Here is a 14,551-nt window from a genome sequence, read left to right on the forward strand (position 1 = left end):
ATGCATCGGATGACGCAATGCTTTTGACGTGCGCGTGCGCGAACGCGATGTGAGCAGTAAGCAGTGAGCCATGTCGAGCGACACGCACGCGGAATCAGCTGCATGCGAACGCCGCGACGAATCGCTCGACGCACGCGGCGCCGCCCATCGTTTCGGATCGCCAAGCATGACGACGCCCTCCCCGGCCGCTCCGGCGAAATCCCCTGTAGCACCCCTGTAGCACCACGCAGCAAGCCCGCGCCGGCATCCGTCTGCGCACCCGGCGCGCGCACGCCGCCCGACGGCGAACGTACGCGCGCCACCTAAAACAACCACCACTCAATCGGAGACAACGAAGATGAAAAAGAAAAAGCAACGCCGCATCGCCGGCAGGACTGCGATCTCAGCCGGCTTCGCCACGTGCGCGAGCCTGGCGGGCGGCCACGCGCTCGCGCAATCGAGCGTCACGCTGTACGGCATCATGGATGCCGGCGTCGAGTACGTGAACCACGCGGCGCCCGAAGGCGGCGGCGTGCTTCGCCTCAAGTCGGGCAACAAGAACACGTCGCGCTGGGGCTTGCGCGGCGTCGAGGATCTCGGCGGCGGCCTGAAGGCGGTGTTCCGTCTCGAAAGCGGAATCGACCTCGCGAACGGCGGCTTCGACGACGGCCCCGACTCGATCTTCGCGCGGCGCGCGACGGTGGGCCTCAAGGGCAAGTGGGGCGAGCTGACGCTCGGCCGCAACTTCACCGTCACGTACGACTACATGCTGCCGTTCGATCCGATGGGCTACGCGCAGAACTACTCGTGGGCGACGTCGTCGACGGCGACGGGCGGCCGCAAGGACGGCCTCTTCACGCGCTCGTCGAACGCGGTGCGCTACGACGGCTCGTACGGCGGCTTCCGCTTCGGCGCGATGTACGGCTTCGGCAACGTGCCGGGCAGCATGAAGACGAGCTCGAAGTACGACTTCGCGCTCGGCTACGAGAGCGGCCCGTTCGCCGCGGTCGTCACGTTCGACCGCCAGAACGGCGCACGCGACAGCGTGAGCCCCGCCGATCCGGTCGACTACGTGCAGGGAATTCATGCGGGCGTCAGCTACGACTTCGGCAACCTGAAAACGATGGCCGGCTACCGCAACTATCGCCGCACATACCGCACGACGGCGGCGACGCAGCTGAGCGACATGTACTGGATCGGCGGCTCGTACGACTTCACGCCGGCGTTCTCGCTGATCGGCGCGGTCTATCACCAGAACATCAAGGGCGGCACCGACGCCGATCCGACGCTCGTGTCGCTGCGCGCGCAATACGCGCTGTCGAAGCGCACGGTGCTGTACGCGGCGGGCGGCTTCGCGATCGCGCAGCATGGGCGGAACGTGAGCCTGTCGCGCGATTCGGTCGGGTATGCCGATACGCAGGTCGGCGTCACGGTGGGGATGCAGCAGCGGTTCTGAGCGCCGACGCGCGATGACGCAGGACGGCGCACGCCGCGTCCGGGCGGCGGCGCGCCGTCACCCGGACGCATTCATCGTGAACACCGGGCGCACCCGGCTGTCCGCGTCGTCCCAATGCGCGTGGACGCGCGCGATCGGCACCGTTTCGGTGTCGATCCGCAGTCCGGCGGCATCCGCCGCACCGAACACCGCACGCGCCGCGTTCAACAGCCGCGGCAGCGAAATGCTGCCGATGCCGCTGCCCATCAGCGTGATCGCCGTGGCGCGCAGCACCGCGCCCGGCAGCAACACGTCGGCGCCGCCGATCGTGCCGATCTGCACGAAGCGCACCGGATGCCCGTCGGGCGACGCCTTCGCCGCGGCAATCAGCGCGGACCGCGCGCTCGCGCCCCACAGATAATCCAGCACGACATCCACGCCCGCGCGGAAATGTGTCTCGAACGCGCGCGCCACCGGTTCGTCATCCTGCGTCAGCGAGATCGTGAAGTCGGCGCCCGCCGACTTCAGCGCTTCGAGCACGTCCGCATTTCGCCCTGTCGCGATCACCTTCGCCGCGCCGAGATGTTTGGCGATCCGGACCGCGAGCCGCCCCGATGCGCCGGTCGCGCCGTTGACGAGCACCGTCTCGCCGGCTACGAGCCGCGCGCGCTCGGTCAGCGCCGCCCACGACGACATGCCCGGAATCGCGATCGCGGCCGCCGTGACGTCGTCGAGCGAATCGGGCAACGGGACGCAATTCGCTTCGGGCACGAGCGTGCGCTCGGCCATCGCGCCGAACGGCGCCTGCGGCCCCAGGAAATAGACGCGCCGGCCGTCGTCGAGACGCCCGGTCCCGTCGACGCCCGCCACGAACGGGAAACGGCCCGTCGACGAATAATGCGCGCCCGATGCGCGCGCCTGCGCGAGCCGGCTCAACGCGGACGCGCTCACGTCGATCACGCGATGGCCGGGCGATGCGTGCGGCGGATCGAATTCGGTATAGCTCGGGCGCTGGCCCGCGCCCTGGACGACAGCAGCTTTCATGAAGGCTCCTTGCTCATCGGATGGCAACGGGATCGCGCGATCGCCGCGCGTTGCCGCACGCGCGGCGCTGCATCGCGGATCTCGAGTAGGTCGAACGAATCGATCGCATGCGGCGCGGACAGCGCACCGCGACGCCCGCCGCCGCGCGCGCGTTCGCGAGGCATGCCGCGACGGCGCAGCCGCGGATCGCCATGCCGCCGCCGGCTTCGAGTCGCTCGGTGTATTCAGGGAAGGTCGATTCGGCTCGCATCGCACCGCATGCCGGATCGAATGAACGTGAACGCAGTGTAGACGTGCATTCAAGGCCGGCCTCCGGTATAAAGGCCATTCGATACGGTATTCAGGCCATGCTCGATCCGCTCCTTCCCGTCGAACTCGTGATGTCCTCCGACGGCCCGTTCGTCGCCGCCGCCGAATTGTCGCAGCACGACGCACGCACGACCGCGCCGCATAGCCACGCGCGCGGGCAACTCGTCGGCGCGTCGAGCGGGCTCGTGTCGATCGGGCTCGACGACCAGGACTGGGTGGTGCCCGCGATCCACGCGATCTGGATCCCGCCGCACCGCGTGCATTCGCTGCGCTCGTTCGGCCCGTTTTCCGGCTGGAGCGTCTTCATCGCGGAGCACCGATGCGCGGCCCTACCCGACGCGCCGCGCGCGATCGTCGCATCGCCGCTGCTGCGCGAGGCGGTTCGCCGCGCGGCGAGCTGGCGCGGCGCCGAGCTCGATTGCGCTCGCGCGCGGATCGCGGACGTGATACTCGATGAAATCGCAACGGCGAAAGCGGGATCGCTGGGGCTGCCGCGCCCGCGCGATCCGCGGCTCGTGCGGATCACCGATGCGCTGGCCGGCGATCTGGCGGACAATCGCCGCGTCGATGAATGGGCGGCGTGGGCCGGCATGGCGCCGCGCACGCTGAGCCGCCGCTTCGTGGCCGAAACGGGGCTCACGCTTGCGCAGTGGCGCCAGCAGGCGCGCCTGCTGCGCGCGCTCGAACGGCTCGCGGACGGCGTGACGGTGACGACGGTCGCGCTCGACCTCGGCTACGACAACGTCAGCGCGTTCATCGACATGTTTCGCCGCGCGCTCGGCACGACGCCCGGGCAGTACGTGAGTGCGGAGCCCGACGAGCATCGGGACGGCGTGCGGCGTGCGCGCCCCTCCGGTTCGAGCGAAGCGTGCGGGGCGCGGGGTCAGTAAGTGCCGTCGCCCGCGCGGGCCGCGTCGTCCGCCGATGACTTGAACCGCGCGGCCAGCCGCTCCGCGCTGCGCGCGAGCAGCGTCGTGTCGACGCCCACCGCGACGAACGTCGCGCCGGCTTCGAGATAGCACCGCGCCGCGCGCTCGTCCGCGCTGAGGATCCCCGCCGCCTTGCCCGCCGCGACGATCGAAGCGATCGCGCGGTCGATCGCCGCCTGCACGTCCGGATGCGCGGGATTGCCGAGATGCCCGAGATCGGCCGCGAGATCGGCCGGCCCGATGAACACGCCGTCGACGCCTTCGACGCGCGCGATCGCGTCGATCGCATCGAGCCCCGCGCGCGTCTCGACCTGCACGAGCACCGCGATCCGGTCGTTCGCCTGCCGCACGTAGTCGTCGATGCGATTCCAGCGCGACGCGCGCGCGAGCGCACTGCCGACGCCGCGGATGCCGAGCGGCGGATAGCGGGTCGCCGCGACGGCCGCGCGCGCCTCGTCCGCGCTCTGCACCATCGGCACGAGCAGCGTCTGCGCGCCGAGATCGAGCACCTGCTTGACGGCGACCGCATCGTTCCACGGCACGCGCACGACGGGATGCGACGGATATGCGGCGATCGCCTGCAATTGCGCGAGGATCGTCGGCACCGTGTTCGGCGCGTGCTCGCCGTCGATCAGCAGCCAGTCGAAGCCCGCGCCCGCGACGACTTCCGCGCTATAGGGATTCGCGAGTCCGAGCCACAGCCCGATCTGCGCTTCGCCGCGCGCGAGCGCGGCCTTGAACGTGTTCTCAGGAATGCGCATCGTCGGCCGTCACTCGAAGTAGCAATGGATCGCGCCGAGCGGACCGTAATCGACGTTGAACGTGTCGCCGCTCTTCGCCGCGCACGGCCGCGTGAACGATCCGCCGAGAATGATCTCGCCCGCGTCGAGCGACACGTCGAAGCGCGCGAGCCGGTTCGCGAGCCACGCGACGCCGTTCGCCGGATGGTTCAGCACGCCCGCCGCGACGCCCGTCTCCTCGACGACGCCGTTGCGGGACATGATCGCCGCGACCCAGCGCAGATCGACGTCCATCGGCCGCACGGGGCGCCCGCCGAGCACGACGCCCGCGTTCGCCGCGTTGTCGGCGATCGTGTCGAACACCTTGCGCGGACGCTTCGTGTCCGGATCGATCGACTGGCTGCGCGCATCGATGATCTCGAGCGCGGGCACGACGTAGTCGACCGCGTCGTAGACGTCGAACACCGTGCAGTTCGGCCCCTTCAGCGGCTTGCCGAGCACGAACGCGAGCTCGACCTCGACGCGCGGCACGATGAAGCGGCGCGTCGGAATCGGCGCGCCGTCCTCGAAGAACATGTCGTCGAGGAGCGCGCCGTAGTCGGGCTCGTCGATCTGCGAAGACGACTGCATCGCCTTCGACGTCAAGCCGATCTTGTGTCCTTTCAGCACGCGTCCCTCGGCGAGCTTCATGTCGACCCACGTGCGCTGGATCGCGTACGCGTCGTCGATCGTGATCTCCGGATAGTCGAGCGAGATCTGGCGAATCTGCCTGCGCTCGCGCTCGGCGACGTGCAGCCGGTGCGCGAGCAACTCGATGGTGGCGGAATCTAGCATGGTCGTCATTGTCGGGGTTGGGGTCACGCGCCGCGCTTGTAGCGTGCGTGGATGTTGTTGTGCTTGTACGAGCCCGTCTCGCTGAACTCGGCCAGCTCCATCGACAGCGCGAGATAGCGCCGCGCGTAGAGTTCCGCGAAATGCGCCTTGATCGCGTCGAACAGCGCGTCGCACGCGGCCTGCTTCGTCGCGTCGTCGCGCCCCGAGCCGATCTTCAGCGTCACGTGGACGAACGCGTCGTCGGCGGTGCCGTCGGCGACGCAGTAATCCTGCAGCTCGATCGCGCGCGAGCGGATGCCGCCCGTCGGGAACACGCCGCCCTGCGCGATCAGCGTCTCGTTGACCGTCTTGAGCAGCACGGGAATCCGCGCGTCGTCACGGATGTTCGCGGTGTATTCGACGATGATGTGGGGCATGTCGGCTCTCCGTATTCTTCAGGATTCCGTCGGCGTCCGAAACGAATCGGCGCGCGACGCGCGCACGGCGCGCATGGCGTTCACGGCAACGGAAAGATCGCATTGATCTGCCCGGTGCCCGAGCTCGCGAAGTAGTCGGTCACGATCTCGATCGGCTTGTCGTAGCGGTCCCAGCCGAGCAGGCCGAGCAGCATCGCGGTGTCGTGCATGCCGCCCTCGCCGTAGCAGTGCTCGTTGTACTCGGGCAGCATCTTGCAGAACGTCGCGAAGTCGCCCTGCTTCCACAGCTCGACGACACGCAGATCCACCTGCTTGAAAAACTCGCGGCTGATCATGTGGATCGCTTCTTCGGGGCTGCCGTTGTCGTTGAAGCGATGCGACAGCGAGCCGCTCGCGAAGAACGCGACGTTCGAATCGCTCGCCTCGATCGCGTGCTTGAGCGCCTCGCCGAAGCGCCGGCTCTCGTCGAGCGAGTGCCACATGCACCAGCCCGCGATCGACACGACCTTGAAGTGCTGATCGGCGTTCATGTAGCGCATCGGCACGAGCGTGCCGTACTCGAGTTCGAGACTGTCGATCTCGTGCGCGCGCGTGCCGATCCCGCGCTCGTTCGCGGCCGCGGCGATCAGATGCCCGAGCGCCGGATTGCCCGGATACGCGTAGCGCATGTCGCGGATGAAGTGCGGCAGCTCGTTGCTCGTGTAGACGCCGCCGAATTGCCCGTTGCAGTTCACGTGATAGCCGGCGTTGACGAGCCAGTGCGTGTCGGCGACGACGATCGTGTCGACGCCGAGCGCGCGGCAGCGCTCGCCGATCGCCTGATGACCGCGGATCGCCTCGGCACGGCAGCCGTGATGCTTGCCCGGCAATTCGGACAGGTACATCGACGGCACGTGCGTGATCTTCGCGGCGAGTGACAGCTTTCCCATCGTGAGTCTCCTGCCGCGTCGCCGGCCGACGGCGCCGGCGCGCGGCGTTTCGTTCGTTACCCGCGGACGTCACACGCCCCAGCGGGGAATGTGATGGCTGCCCATCGAGATGCAGACGTTCTTGATCTCGGCGAACACCTCGAAGCTGTATTCGCCGCCCTCGCGGCCGGTGCCGGATTCCTTCACGCCGCCGAACGGCTGGCGCAGGTCGCGCACGTTCTGGCTGTTGACGAACACCATCCCCGCCTCGATGCCGCGCGCGAGCCGATGCGCACGGCCGACGTCCTGCGTCCAGAGGTACGACGCGAGGCCGTACGACGTGTCGTTCGCGAGGCGCAGCCCGTCTTCCTCGCTGTCGAACGGAATCAGGCATGCGACCGGCCCGAAGATCTCTTCCTGTGCGATCCGCATCCGGTTGTCGACGTCGGCGAACACGGTCGGCCGCACGAAGTTGCCGTTCGCGAGATGCGCGGGCAGGTTCGCCGGCTTGTCCGCGCCGCCCGCGACGAGCCGCGCGCCCTCCTCGACGCCGAGCCTGACGTAGCCCGTCACCTTCTCCCAGTGCGCGCGCGTGATCATCGAGCCGAGCTGCGTCTTCTCGTCGGCCGGATCGCCGACGATCAGGCTGTTCGCGCGGCGCGCGAACTCGGCGACGAACCTGTCGTAGATCGTCCGCTGCACGAAGATCCGCGAACCGGCCGTGCAGCGCTCGCCGTTGATCGAGAAGATCGTGAAGAGCGACGCGTCGAGCGCACGGTCGAAATCGGCGTCGTCGAAGATCAGCACGGGCGACTTGCCGCCCAGCTCCATCGAATATTTCTTCAGGCCGGCGCGCTCCATGATCCGCTTGCCCGTCACCGTGCCGCCCGTGAACGACACCGCGCGCACGTCCGGATGCCGGACGAGCGCATCGCCCGCGGTCGCGCCGTAGCCCTGCACGACATTCAGCACGCCGGCCGGAATGCCGGCTTCGAGCGCGAGGCGGCCGAGCTGATCGGCCGTCAACGGCGAGAGCTCCGACATCTTCAGCACCGCGGTGTTGCCGAGCGCGAGGCACGGCGCGGTCTTCCACGTCGCGGTCATGAACGGCACGTTCCACGGCGACACCAGCGCGCACACGCCGACCGGCTGATACAGCGTGTAGTTCAGCATCTGGTCGTCGACCGGATAGCTGCGGCCGTTCATCTGCGTGCACACCTCGGCGAAGAAATGGAAATTCTCCGACGCGCGCGGGATCAGCTGCTTCTTCGTCTGCGAGATCGGCAGGCCGGTGTCCTGCGTCTCCAGTTCGGCGAGCGCCGGCACGTTGCGCTCGATCAGCTCGCCGAGCTTGCGCATCAGCTTCGCGCGCTCCTTCGCCGGCGTGTTCGCCCACTTCGGAAACGCGTCCTTCGCGGCGCGCACCGCCGCGTCGATTTCTTCCGCGCCGCCCGACGCGACGTCGGCGATCGGCTCGCCCGTCGCCGGATTGAACGTCGTGAACGTCTCTCGGCTGTCGACTTCCCGGCCGCCGATCCAGTGCTTGATGCTCATGCGTCTCTCCTTGTGCGACGGCGTCAGCCGACGCGATAGTAATCCGCTTCGCCGACGATCGTGTTGACGAGCCGGCCGACGCCCTCGATCTCGGTCACGACCTCGTCGCCCGGCTTGGTGTCGGCGAGCCCTTCCGGCGTGCCGGTCAGGATCAGGTCGCCGGGCGCGAGCGTCATGAAGCCGCTGATGTACTCGATCAGCGACGCGACGTCGAAGATCATGTCGCGCGTGTTGCCGCGCTGCGTTTCCGCGCCGTTGACCGTCGTGCGCAGCGCGAGATTCATCGGATCGCCGATCTCGTCGCGGGTCACGAGCCACGGCCCGAGCGGCGTGCACGTGTCGCGGTTCTTCACGCGCAGGTTCGGTCGGTAATAATTTTCGAGGTAATCGCGGATCGCGTAATCGTTGCCGATCGTGTAGCCGAGCACGTGGTCGAGCGCATGCGCGCGCTTCACGTTGCGCGCCTCGCGGCCGATCACGACCGCGAGCTCGCACTCGTAGTGCATGTGCGTCGCGTCGGCGGGCCGCACCGTCTGCGCGCGATGGCCGACGAACGTGTTCGGTCCCTTCAGGAAGACGAGCGGCTCGGTCGGCGCCTTGAACGCGAGCTCCTTCGCGTGATCGGCGTAGTTGAGGCCGAGCGCGAACGTCGTGCGCGGCACGACGGGCGGCAGCCACGAGACGTCCGTCTCGGCGAGCACGCGCCCGGTATCGAGCCGCACGCGCCCTTCGCCCGCCGGCTCGGCCGCGTGCAGCGCGCCGTTGAACACTACGCGTGCGGTCCTCATCGTGCGTCCTCCGCCGTCAACGTATGCCGCAGCACGCCGAGGCCCGGCGCCTCGATCTCGATCGCGCTGCCCGCCGCCGCGCGCGGCGCGTTCGGGCCGACGCCGACGAGCAGCACGTCGCCCGCGTCGAACGACATGAACGCCGACACGTCGGCGATCAACCGCGCGACGGGGCGAATCAGGTTCGCGGTGCTCGCCTCGTAGCGCCGCTCGCCGTCGACGCGCACGGTCACGGCGAGCGCGTCCGGATCGCCGATGCTTGCGCGCGCAACGATCGCCGGCCCGAGCGGGCAGAAGCCGTCGCGGCACTTGAAGCGTACCGCCGGCCGATAATAATCGGGATGCGGGATCGACACGTCGCTTGCAAGCGTAAAACCTTTAACGAAATCAAACGCCCGTTCGACCGGCACGCGCGTCGTGCGCCGCGCGAACACCACGCCGACCGTCGCACCGATCTCGAGCGCATCGACGCCCGCCGGCACGACGACGGCCGCGCCGTCGCCCGCGTGCGTGTTCGCGGGCTTCACGTACAGCACGGGCGCCTGCGGCGGCTTGTTGTACGGCGGCGCATGCACCGCGTCGCCGAGCGCCGCGAGCGCGCCGCGGTCGTTCAGCAACGCGCCGTAGACCGTGCCGATGCGTACCGTTTCGACCGTCGCGCCATCGGCGACAAGAGACAGCTCCATACGATTCATCCTCCGCCGCGTCGCGCGGCCGGGCCAATTACTTAACATATTAACTACAGCGCGCGGAAAGAACAACCGCGATAACCCTGATATCTCCGATAAGGCGGTCCCCGACGATTTTCGCCCTGCTAAGATTGATGGATCAACCGCCCTTCCAGGAACCTCATGAATCGTACGTTCGATCACCGCAATCTGGCCATGCTGCTGCTCGAGGCCCGCGAAACGCTGATGGGCCGGTTCCGCCCGATCCTGAAGGAATTTGCGCTGACGGAGCAGCAATGGCGGATCATTCGCGTGCTGGACGGCGAACCGTCTCATGAGCTCGAAGCCGGGCAGATCGCGAGGCGCTGCTGCATCCTGAGCCCGAGCCTCACGGGCGTGCTGGAGAGGATGGAGCGCGACGGCCTGATTCGCCGCACGCGCGCCCAGGAGGACCAGCGCAGGCTGATCGTCAGCCTGACGCCGCAGAGCCGTCAGCTCGTCACGCAGATCAGTCCGCGTATCGACGAGCAATACCGGCTCATCGAGCAGCGCTTCGGCGCGGAAGCGCTGGGCGAAGTGTACGCCGCGCTCGACAAGCTGATCGAAGTCGGCGGCTCGTGACGCGCGGCCGCCGCGCGCGCCGTCAGCGGACCGCCCGCGGCATCTGCGCGAGCACGTCGACGCCGCGCGACGTGCGCATGCACTCGTTCACGTAGTCGACGAACGGCAGCGGCTCGAAGTCGATCTCGTCGCGCACGCGCGCGTTGTCGAACACGTAGTCGAGCTCGGCGAAAGCCGCGTAAGACTGCAACGCCCGCTCGATCACGCGCGCGCACGCGACGTCGCGGCGGCCGAGCACGTCGCGCGCGATCGACGGAAACTCGGCGGACGAGCAGATCGCGTAGCGCGGCTCGTCGTCGAGGCCCACCGCCTCGTCCATCGCGCGGACGATCTGCGTGACGGTCGGCGCTTCGTCGCCTGCCGATACGTGATACGTGTCGTGCGCGAGCGACGGCTTCAGCGCGAGCAGCATCAGCGCGCGCGCGCAGTCGTCGACCGCGACCACGTCGATGCGCGCCATCGGCCGCGCGGTGAAGCGACGCGCCGCGTGAACGATCCGGAACATCCAGAACGTGCTCGCCGACGGCTGCGTGCCGAGCAGCGTATGGCCGACGACGCACGACGGCCGCACGACGACGAGCGGCAGGCCGAGCGCGCGCAGCTGCGCTTCCGCGTCGCGCTTGCCGCGCGTGTACGGCACGAAGTCGACTTCGCGGCCGCGCGTCGGCGCGTCGTCCTCATGGACCATGCTGCGCCCTTTCATCCCGCACGCGAACGCCGCGCCGACGTGCACGAAACGCTGCAGCCGCCGGCTGCCCGCGAAACGGCGCGCGAAACGCAGCGTCGCGTCGACGTTCGTCTCGTTGACGACGTGCGCGTCGGCAAGCGACGCGACGCCCGCGCAATGGATCACGTGCGACGCCGACGCGAGGCGCGCCGCGTCGACGTCGGCGAACGCGCCGTCGAGCTCGCCCGCGATCACGTTCGCCTCGGTGAGCCGCTCGGCCCAGTACGGCGCGAGGCCGCTCCTGAGCGCCGCCGTGCGCAGCCGCGCGAGCGCGTGCGCGCGGTCGCACGCGCGGACGACGCACACGACGCGATCGAGCAGCCCGGCGTTGACGAGCGACACGAGCACCGCGCCGCCGATGAAACCGGTCGCGCCGGTCAGCACGACCCGGTCGACATGCGCGGCCGCGGCGGGCGCGCTCGCGGGCGACACGAGGCCCGCCCGCCAGGTCAGCGAAAGCGCGGTTTTCCAGATCAGCACGATGGCCACCTCCTTCTTCAGAATCAGAAACGATAAGTCAACGACGACAGCCCGAAGCAGTTGGTCTTCTGCTGCACGATCGGGCTGTTCCCGTAGCGGCCGAGCAGACGCGTGACGCCGAGCGTCGTGTCCACCGACCAGTGCTTCGAGAACGCGTAGGTCCACGCGACCGACATCGACGCGCTGTCGATGCCGCCCTTCGTCGAATAAGGCGCGAAGCGGGTCGCGGCCGCCTGCGCGCCGGTCACGCCATAGAACGTCTGCGCGTAGCGGCCGGACGCCGCGTGCACGGTGCCCGTCACGACGACTTCGTGGCGCCCGGCGCTGAACACCGGCACCGCGAGATCGACGTGCCCGGACACGCCGCGTGACGTATGCGTGACGGGCGTATCGACCGTCACGCTCAGCACGCCGCCGCCGTACAGCTTCACGCCCGCCTGCACCGCGACGAGCACCGAGCCCGGCACGCGCCCCATGCCCTTCAGGTAGCTCGAGCCCGGCAGGTCGAAGCGGTTTTCGTCCGCGCGGCCCGGATCGTAGGTGACCACGGCCGCGACGAACGCGTCGCCGGGCAGCTTCAGCTTGTAGCCGATGCCGTCGAGCGGGCCGATGAAGAAGCCGTTGCCGAACTCCGCGGAAAACGACGGCGCGACCACGCCGTGATACTGGCTACTGCCCGCATAGCGCGGCACGAAGCCGCCGCCGATCGAGAGCGTATAGACGTTTTCCGCATGCGCGGCCGCGACGGACATCAGGCCGGCGAACGGCATGCAATAGCGAAGAGAGCGGGTGGACGGGCGCACGGTGCCGGGAGAGAGTCGAGGAGTCCGCAGTCTAGGTTCGAGCGCCGTGCGAATCTGTCCCGAATGTTTCGGGAATATGTGCGGATTTGTGTTTGATTGTCGGCGATTGTTGCAACCGGCTCCGGCAAAAGGCGCGCGCGGCTAGAATGCGCGTGCCCTGCCCGCGCTCGCGCGCGCAGAACCATTCCGAGGAGACCATGAACGAAGTCCCGCTCAAATATCGGGTGCTGCTGATCGAGGACGACGACCGCCTCGCGCAGCTGATCCACGAGTATCTCGACAGCTACGAATTCTCGGTGACGGTGGTCCGGCGCGGCGATCTCGCCGTCGCGGCCGTGCGCGAGCACCAGCCCGCGCTCGTGATTCTCGACCTGATGCTGCCGCATCTCGACGGCATGGAAGTGTGCCGCCGGATCCGCGCGTTCTCGAACGTGCCGGTGCTGATCTTGACCGCGCGCTCGGACGTCTACGACCAGGTCGCCGGCCTGGAGACGGGCGCCGACGACTACGTGACGAAGCCGATCGAGCCGCGCGTGCTGGTCGCGCGCGCCCGCGCGCTGTTGCGCCGCGCGCAGCCGGGCGCGCCCGTCGACACGCCGGCGAGCGAGGCGCTCGTGTTCGGCGAGCTGACGATCTCGCCGCCGAACCGCACGGTCACGTGGCGCGGCGAGCCCGTCGACCTGAAGACGGCCGAGTTCAACCTGCTGCTGATCCTCGCGCGCGCGGCGGGCACCGTGCTGAGCCGCGACGACATCCTCAAGCAGCTGCGCGGCATCGAGTTCGACGGTCTCGACCGCTCGGTCGATTCGGGCATCTCGAAGCTGAGGCGCCGGTTCGAGGACGCGTCGTCCGAGCCGCACAAGATCAAGACGATCTGGGGCCGCGGCTATCTGTTCAGCCCGTCCGCGTGGGACGACTGAATGCTGCGCTCGCTCGTCAGGCTGTACCTCGTCGTGATCGTCTGCGCCGCGGCCGCGATCATCTTCATCAACACGTCGTTCGACCGGTTCTTCTACGCGCGGATCTCGAGCGCGGCGCGCGAGTCGCTGGCCACCTATGCGTTCGTGCTGAACGACTATCTCGCGCGCCATCCGGGCGCCGAGCGGCAACTCGCGCTGCGCGAGCTCGCGCGGCACGGCAACGAAGGCTTCGGCCTCATCTCGATGGGGGACGCCCGCAAGCTGCTGAGCGACGAGCAGCAGCGCGACCTCGATCGCGGCGAGATCGCGATCAGCTACGACGGCAAGGACTATTTCATGCCGCTCGTCGACGGCTCCGTCCTGCACGCGCATCCGAGCGAGCCGCCGAGCCTCGACATCCAGATCTACGCATACCTGACGGTCGCGCTCGCGACGCTGCTCGCCGTCGCGCTATGGATCCACTACCACTGGCGCGACCTGCGCAAGCTGGAGGCGGCCGCGCGCGCGTTCGGCAGCGGCCGGCTGTCGACGCGCGCGCAGCTGTCGCGCAAGTCGAACATCTACGAGCTGTCGCAGCAGTTCAACGACATGGCGCAGCGGATCGAAGCGTCGATCCGGCAGCAGCGCGAAATGATGCACGGGATCTCGCACGAACTGAAGACGCCGCTCGCGCGGCTCGAGTTCGGCCTCGCGCTGCTCGCGTCGCCGGACGCGACGGGACGCATGCTTGAACGGCAGGAGGCGCTGCGCCGCGACGTGCGCGAGCTCGACGAGCTCGTCACCGAATTGCTGACGATCGGCCGGCTCGAGCAAGGCGAAGGACATCTCGTGCTGATGCCGGTGACGGTCGCGGAGCTGATCGACAGCGTCGCGGCCAGCGTCGCGAACGACATCGCCGATCGCCGCCTCACGCTCGACGTATCGATGCACGGCGCGCCCGCGCGCCACGTGTGCGATGCGAAGCTCGTCGCGCGCGCGCTGCTGAATCTGATCCGCAACGGGATGCGCTACGCGGCGGCGACGATCTCGCTGCATGCGGCGCTCGGCGAAGCGGGCGCGCTCGCGCTGACGGTCGACGACGACGGCCCCGGCATTCCGGCCGCCGATCGCGACCGCGTGTTCGAGCCGTTCCATCGACTCGATTCGAGCCGCGACCGGCAGACGGGCGGCTTCGGATTGGGACTCACGATCGTGCGGCGCGTCGCGCTCGCGCACGGCGGCGACGTGCGGCTCGGCGATGCGCCGATCGGCGGCGCGCGCTTCGTGATCACGCTGCCGGCGCTCGAGATGCCGGCTCGCGAGCAGATGGCGCGGCACGCGGCCGCTTGACGCGAATCAGACGACACGCTGGATCGCGGCGAGTCGCGCGGACCGCTTCTTCGAAGCGCCTATCGAA

The 14,551-nt window shown here is 68.8% G+C and carries 15 protein-coding genes; 5 read left to right on the top strand and 10 right to left on the bottom strand.

Translation table 11 applies throughout. The annotated features are described in order from the left end of the window. The first annotated feature begins 337 nt into the window (after positions 1-337). Positions 338-1,435: a porin gene (locus BG90_RS29090; RefSeq protein WP_010118226.1), complete on the top strand. Its 1,098-nt coding sequence runs from the start codon at positions 338-340 to the stop codon at positions 1,433-1,435. Between the two features lie 57 nt (positions 1,436-1,492). On the opposite strand, the gene BG90_RS29095 is transcribed toward BG90_RS29090, so the two are convergent. Further along, complete coding sequence (locus BG90_RS29095; protein WP_010118225.1) at positions 1,493-2,458, bottom strand: quinone oxidoreductase family protein; 966 nt, start codon at positions 2,456-2,458, stop codon at positions 1,493-1,495. A gap of 347 nt (positions 2,459-2,805) precedes the next feature. Between BG90_RS29095 and BG90_RS29105 the strand changes: the two genes are divergently transcribed. After that, positions 2,806-3,657: an AraC family transcriptional regulator gene (locus BG90_RS29105; RefSeq protein WP_010108464.1), complete on the top strand. Its 852-nt coding sequence runs from the start codon at positions 2,806-2,808 to the stop codon at positions 3,655-3,657. Here BG90_RS29105 and hpaI read toward each other — a convergent pair. From hpaI to BG90_RS29140, 7 genes are all read right to left on the bottom strand, one after another. Continuing rightward, on the bottom strand, positions 3,651-4,457 hold the full coding sequence (gene hpaI / locus BG90_RS29110; protein WP_010118222.1) for a 4-hydroxy-2-oxoheptanedioate aldolase: 807 nt from the start codon (positions 4,455-4,457) through the stop codon (positions 3,651-3,653). The genes BG90_RS29105 and hpaI overlap by 7 nt on opposite strands. A 9-nt stretch (positions 4,458-4,466) precedes the next feature. Continuing rightward, positions 4,467-5,270, bottom strand: coding sequence for a 2-oxo-hept-4-ene-1,7-dioate hydratase (hpaH, locus tag BG90_RS29115; RefSeq protein WP_010108462.1), 804 nt, complete (start codon positions 5,268-5,270; stop codon positions 4,467-4,469). 23 nt (positions 5,271-5,293) lie between these two features. Continuing rightward, positions 5,294-5,686: a 5-carboxymethyl-2-hydroxymuconate Delta-isomerase gene (locus tag BG90_RS29120; RefSeq protein ID WP_010108461.1), complete on the bottom strand. Its 393-nt coding sequence runs from the start codon at positions 5,684-5,686 to the stop codon at positions 5,294-5,296. A gap of 80 nt (positions 5,687-5,766) precedes the next feature. After that, positions 5,767-6,615 (bottom strand): 3,4-dihydroxyphenylacetate 2,3-dioxygenase, encoded by an 849-nt coding sequence (gene hpaD, locus BG90_RS29125; protein WP_010118221.1) that lies wholly within the window; start codon positions 6,613-6,615, stop codon positions 5,767-5,769. A 69-nt stretch (positions 6,616-6,684) separates the two neighbouring features. Continuing rightward, a complete protein-coding gene (gene hpaE, locus BG90_RS29130) occupies positions 6,685-8,148 on the bottom strand; it encodes a 5-carboxymethyl-2-hydroxymuconate semialdehyde dehydrogenase (protein ID WP_010118220.1) in 1,464 nt (487 codons plus the stop codon). 23 nt (positions 8,149-8,171) lie between these two features. Then, positions 8,172-8,936: a fumarylacetoacetate hydrolase family protein gene (locus tag BG90_RS29135; RefSeq protein ID WP_010108453.1), complete on the bottom strand. Its 765-nt coding sequence runs from the start codon at positions 8,934-8,936 to the stop codon at positions 8,172-8,174. Beyond that, a complete protein-coding gene (locus tag BG90_RS29140) occupies positions 8,933-9,622 on the bottom strand; it encodes a fumarylacetoacetate hydrolase family protein (protein ID WP_010118219.1) in 690 nt (229 codons plus the stop codon). Before BG90_RS29140 ends, BG90_RS29135 begins: the two co-directional genes overlap by 4 nt. A gap of 165 nt (positions 9,623-9,787) precedes the next feature. Here BG90_RS29140 and hpaR point away from each other — a divergent pair, with 165 nt between their 5' ends. Beyond that, positions 9,788-10,225, top strand: a complete 438-nt coding sequence (gene hpaR, locus BG90_RS29145) for a homoprotocatechuate degradation operon regulator HpaR (RefSeq protein WP_010118218.1) — start codon at positions 9,788-9,790, stop codon at positions 10,223-10,225. 22 nt (positions 10,226-10,247) lie between these two features. Here hpaR and BG90_RS29150 read toward each other — a convergent pair whose 3' ends face one another. Both BG90_RS29150 and BG90_RS29155 read right to left on the bottom strand, forming a co-directional pair. Next, positions 10,248-11,432: an SDR family oxidoreductase gene (locus BG90_RS29150; protein ID WP_010118217.1), complete on the bottom strand. Its 1,185-nt coding sequence runs from the start codon at positions 11,430-11,432 to the stop codon at positions 10,248-10,250. 23 nt (positions 11,433-11,455) lie between these two features. Further along, positions 11,456-12,202, bottom strand: coding sequence for a MipA/OmpV family protein (locus tag BG90_RS29155; protein ID WP_010118216.1), 747 nt, complete (start codon positions 12,200-12,202; stop codon positions 11,456-11,458). Positions 12,203-12,432: 230 nt separating this feature from the next. Between BG90_RS29155 and bprR the strand changes: the two genes are divergently transcribed. Both bprR and BG90_RS29165 read left to right on the top strand, forming a co-directional pair. Further along, entirely contained in the window at positions 12,433-13,155 is a 723-nt protein-coding gene (gene bprR / locus BG90_RS29160; RefSeq protein WP_010118215.1) for a two-component system response regulator BprR, read from the top strand. After that, positions 13,156-14,484: an ATP-binding protein gene (locus BG90_RS29165; RefSeq protein WP_010118214.1), complete on the top strand. Its 1,329-nt coding sequence runs from the start codon at positions 13,156-13,158 to the stop codon at positions 14,482-14,484. Positions 14,485-14,551: the final 67 nt, after the last annotated feature.

Source organism: Burkholderia oklahomensis C6786, assembly GCF_000959365.1.
Classification (GTDB): domain Bacteria; phylum Pseudomonadota; class Gammaproteobacteria; order Burkholderiales; family Burkholderiaceae; genus Burkholderia; species Burkholderia oklahomensis.

Bases quoted from the DNA above. Each gene is read 5' to 3' on its own strand.
- hpaD (WP_010118221.1), bottom strand. From the start codon at position 6,615: ATGGGAAAGCTGTCACTCGCCGCGAAGATCACGCACGTGCCGTCGATG.
- BG90_RS29095 (WP_010118225.1), bottom strand. From the start codon at position 2,458: ATGAAAGCTGCTGTCGTCCAGGGCGCGGGCCAGCGCCCGAGCTATACC.
- hpaI (WP_010118222.1), bottom strand. From the start codon at position 4,457: ATGCGCATTCCTGAGAACACGTTCAAGGCCGCGCTCGCGCGCGGCGAA.
- BG90_RS29165 (WP_010118214.1), top strand. From the start codon at position 13,156: ATGCTGCGCTCGCTCGTCAGGCTGTACCTCGTCGTGATCGTCTGCGCC.
- BG90_RS29090 (WP_010118226.1), top strand. From the start codon at position 338: ATGAAAAAGAAAAAGCAACGCCGCATCGCCGGCAGGACTGCGATCTCA.
- BG90_RS29140 (WP_010118219.1), bottom strand. From the start codon at position 9,622: ATGGAGCTGTCTCTTGTCGCCGATGGCGCGACGGTCGAAACGGTACGC.
- hpaH (WP_010108462.1), bottom strand. From the start codon at position 5,270: ATGCTAGATTCCGCCACCATCGAGTTGCTCGCGCACCGGCTGCACGTC.
- hpaR (WP_010118218.1), top strand. From the start codon at position 9,788: ATGAATCGTACGTTCGATCACCGCAATCTGGCCATGCTGCTGCTCGAG.
- BG90_RS29135 (WP_010108453.1), bottom strand. From the start codon at position 8,936: ATGAGGACCGCACGCGTAGTGTTCAACGGCGCGCTGCACGCGGCCGAG.
- hpaE (WP_010118220.1), bottom strand. From the start codon at position 8,148: ATGAGCATCAAGCACTGGATCGGCGGCCGGGAAGTCGACAGCCGAGAG.
- BG90_RS29155 (WP_010118216.1), bottom strand. From the start codon at position 12,202: ATGCCGTTCGCCGGCCTGATGTCCGTCGCGGCCGCGCATGCGGAAAAC.
- BG90_RS29120 (WP_010108461.1), bottom strand. From the start codon at position 5,686: ATGCCCCACATCATCGTCGAATACACCGCGAACATCCGTGACGACGCG.
- BG90_RS29105 (WP_010108464.1), top strand. From the start codon at position 2,806: ATGCTCGATCCGCTCCTTCCCGTCGAACTCGTGATGTCCTCCGACGGC.
- bprR (WP_010118215.1), top strand. From the start codon at position 12,433: ATGAACGAAGTCCCGCTCAAATATCGGGTGCTGCTGATCGAGGACGAC.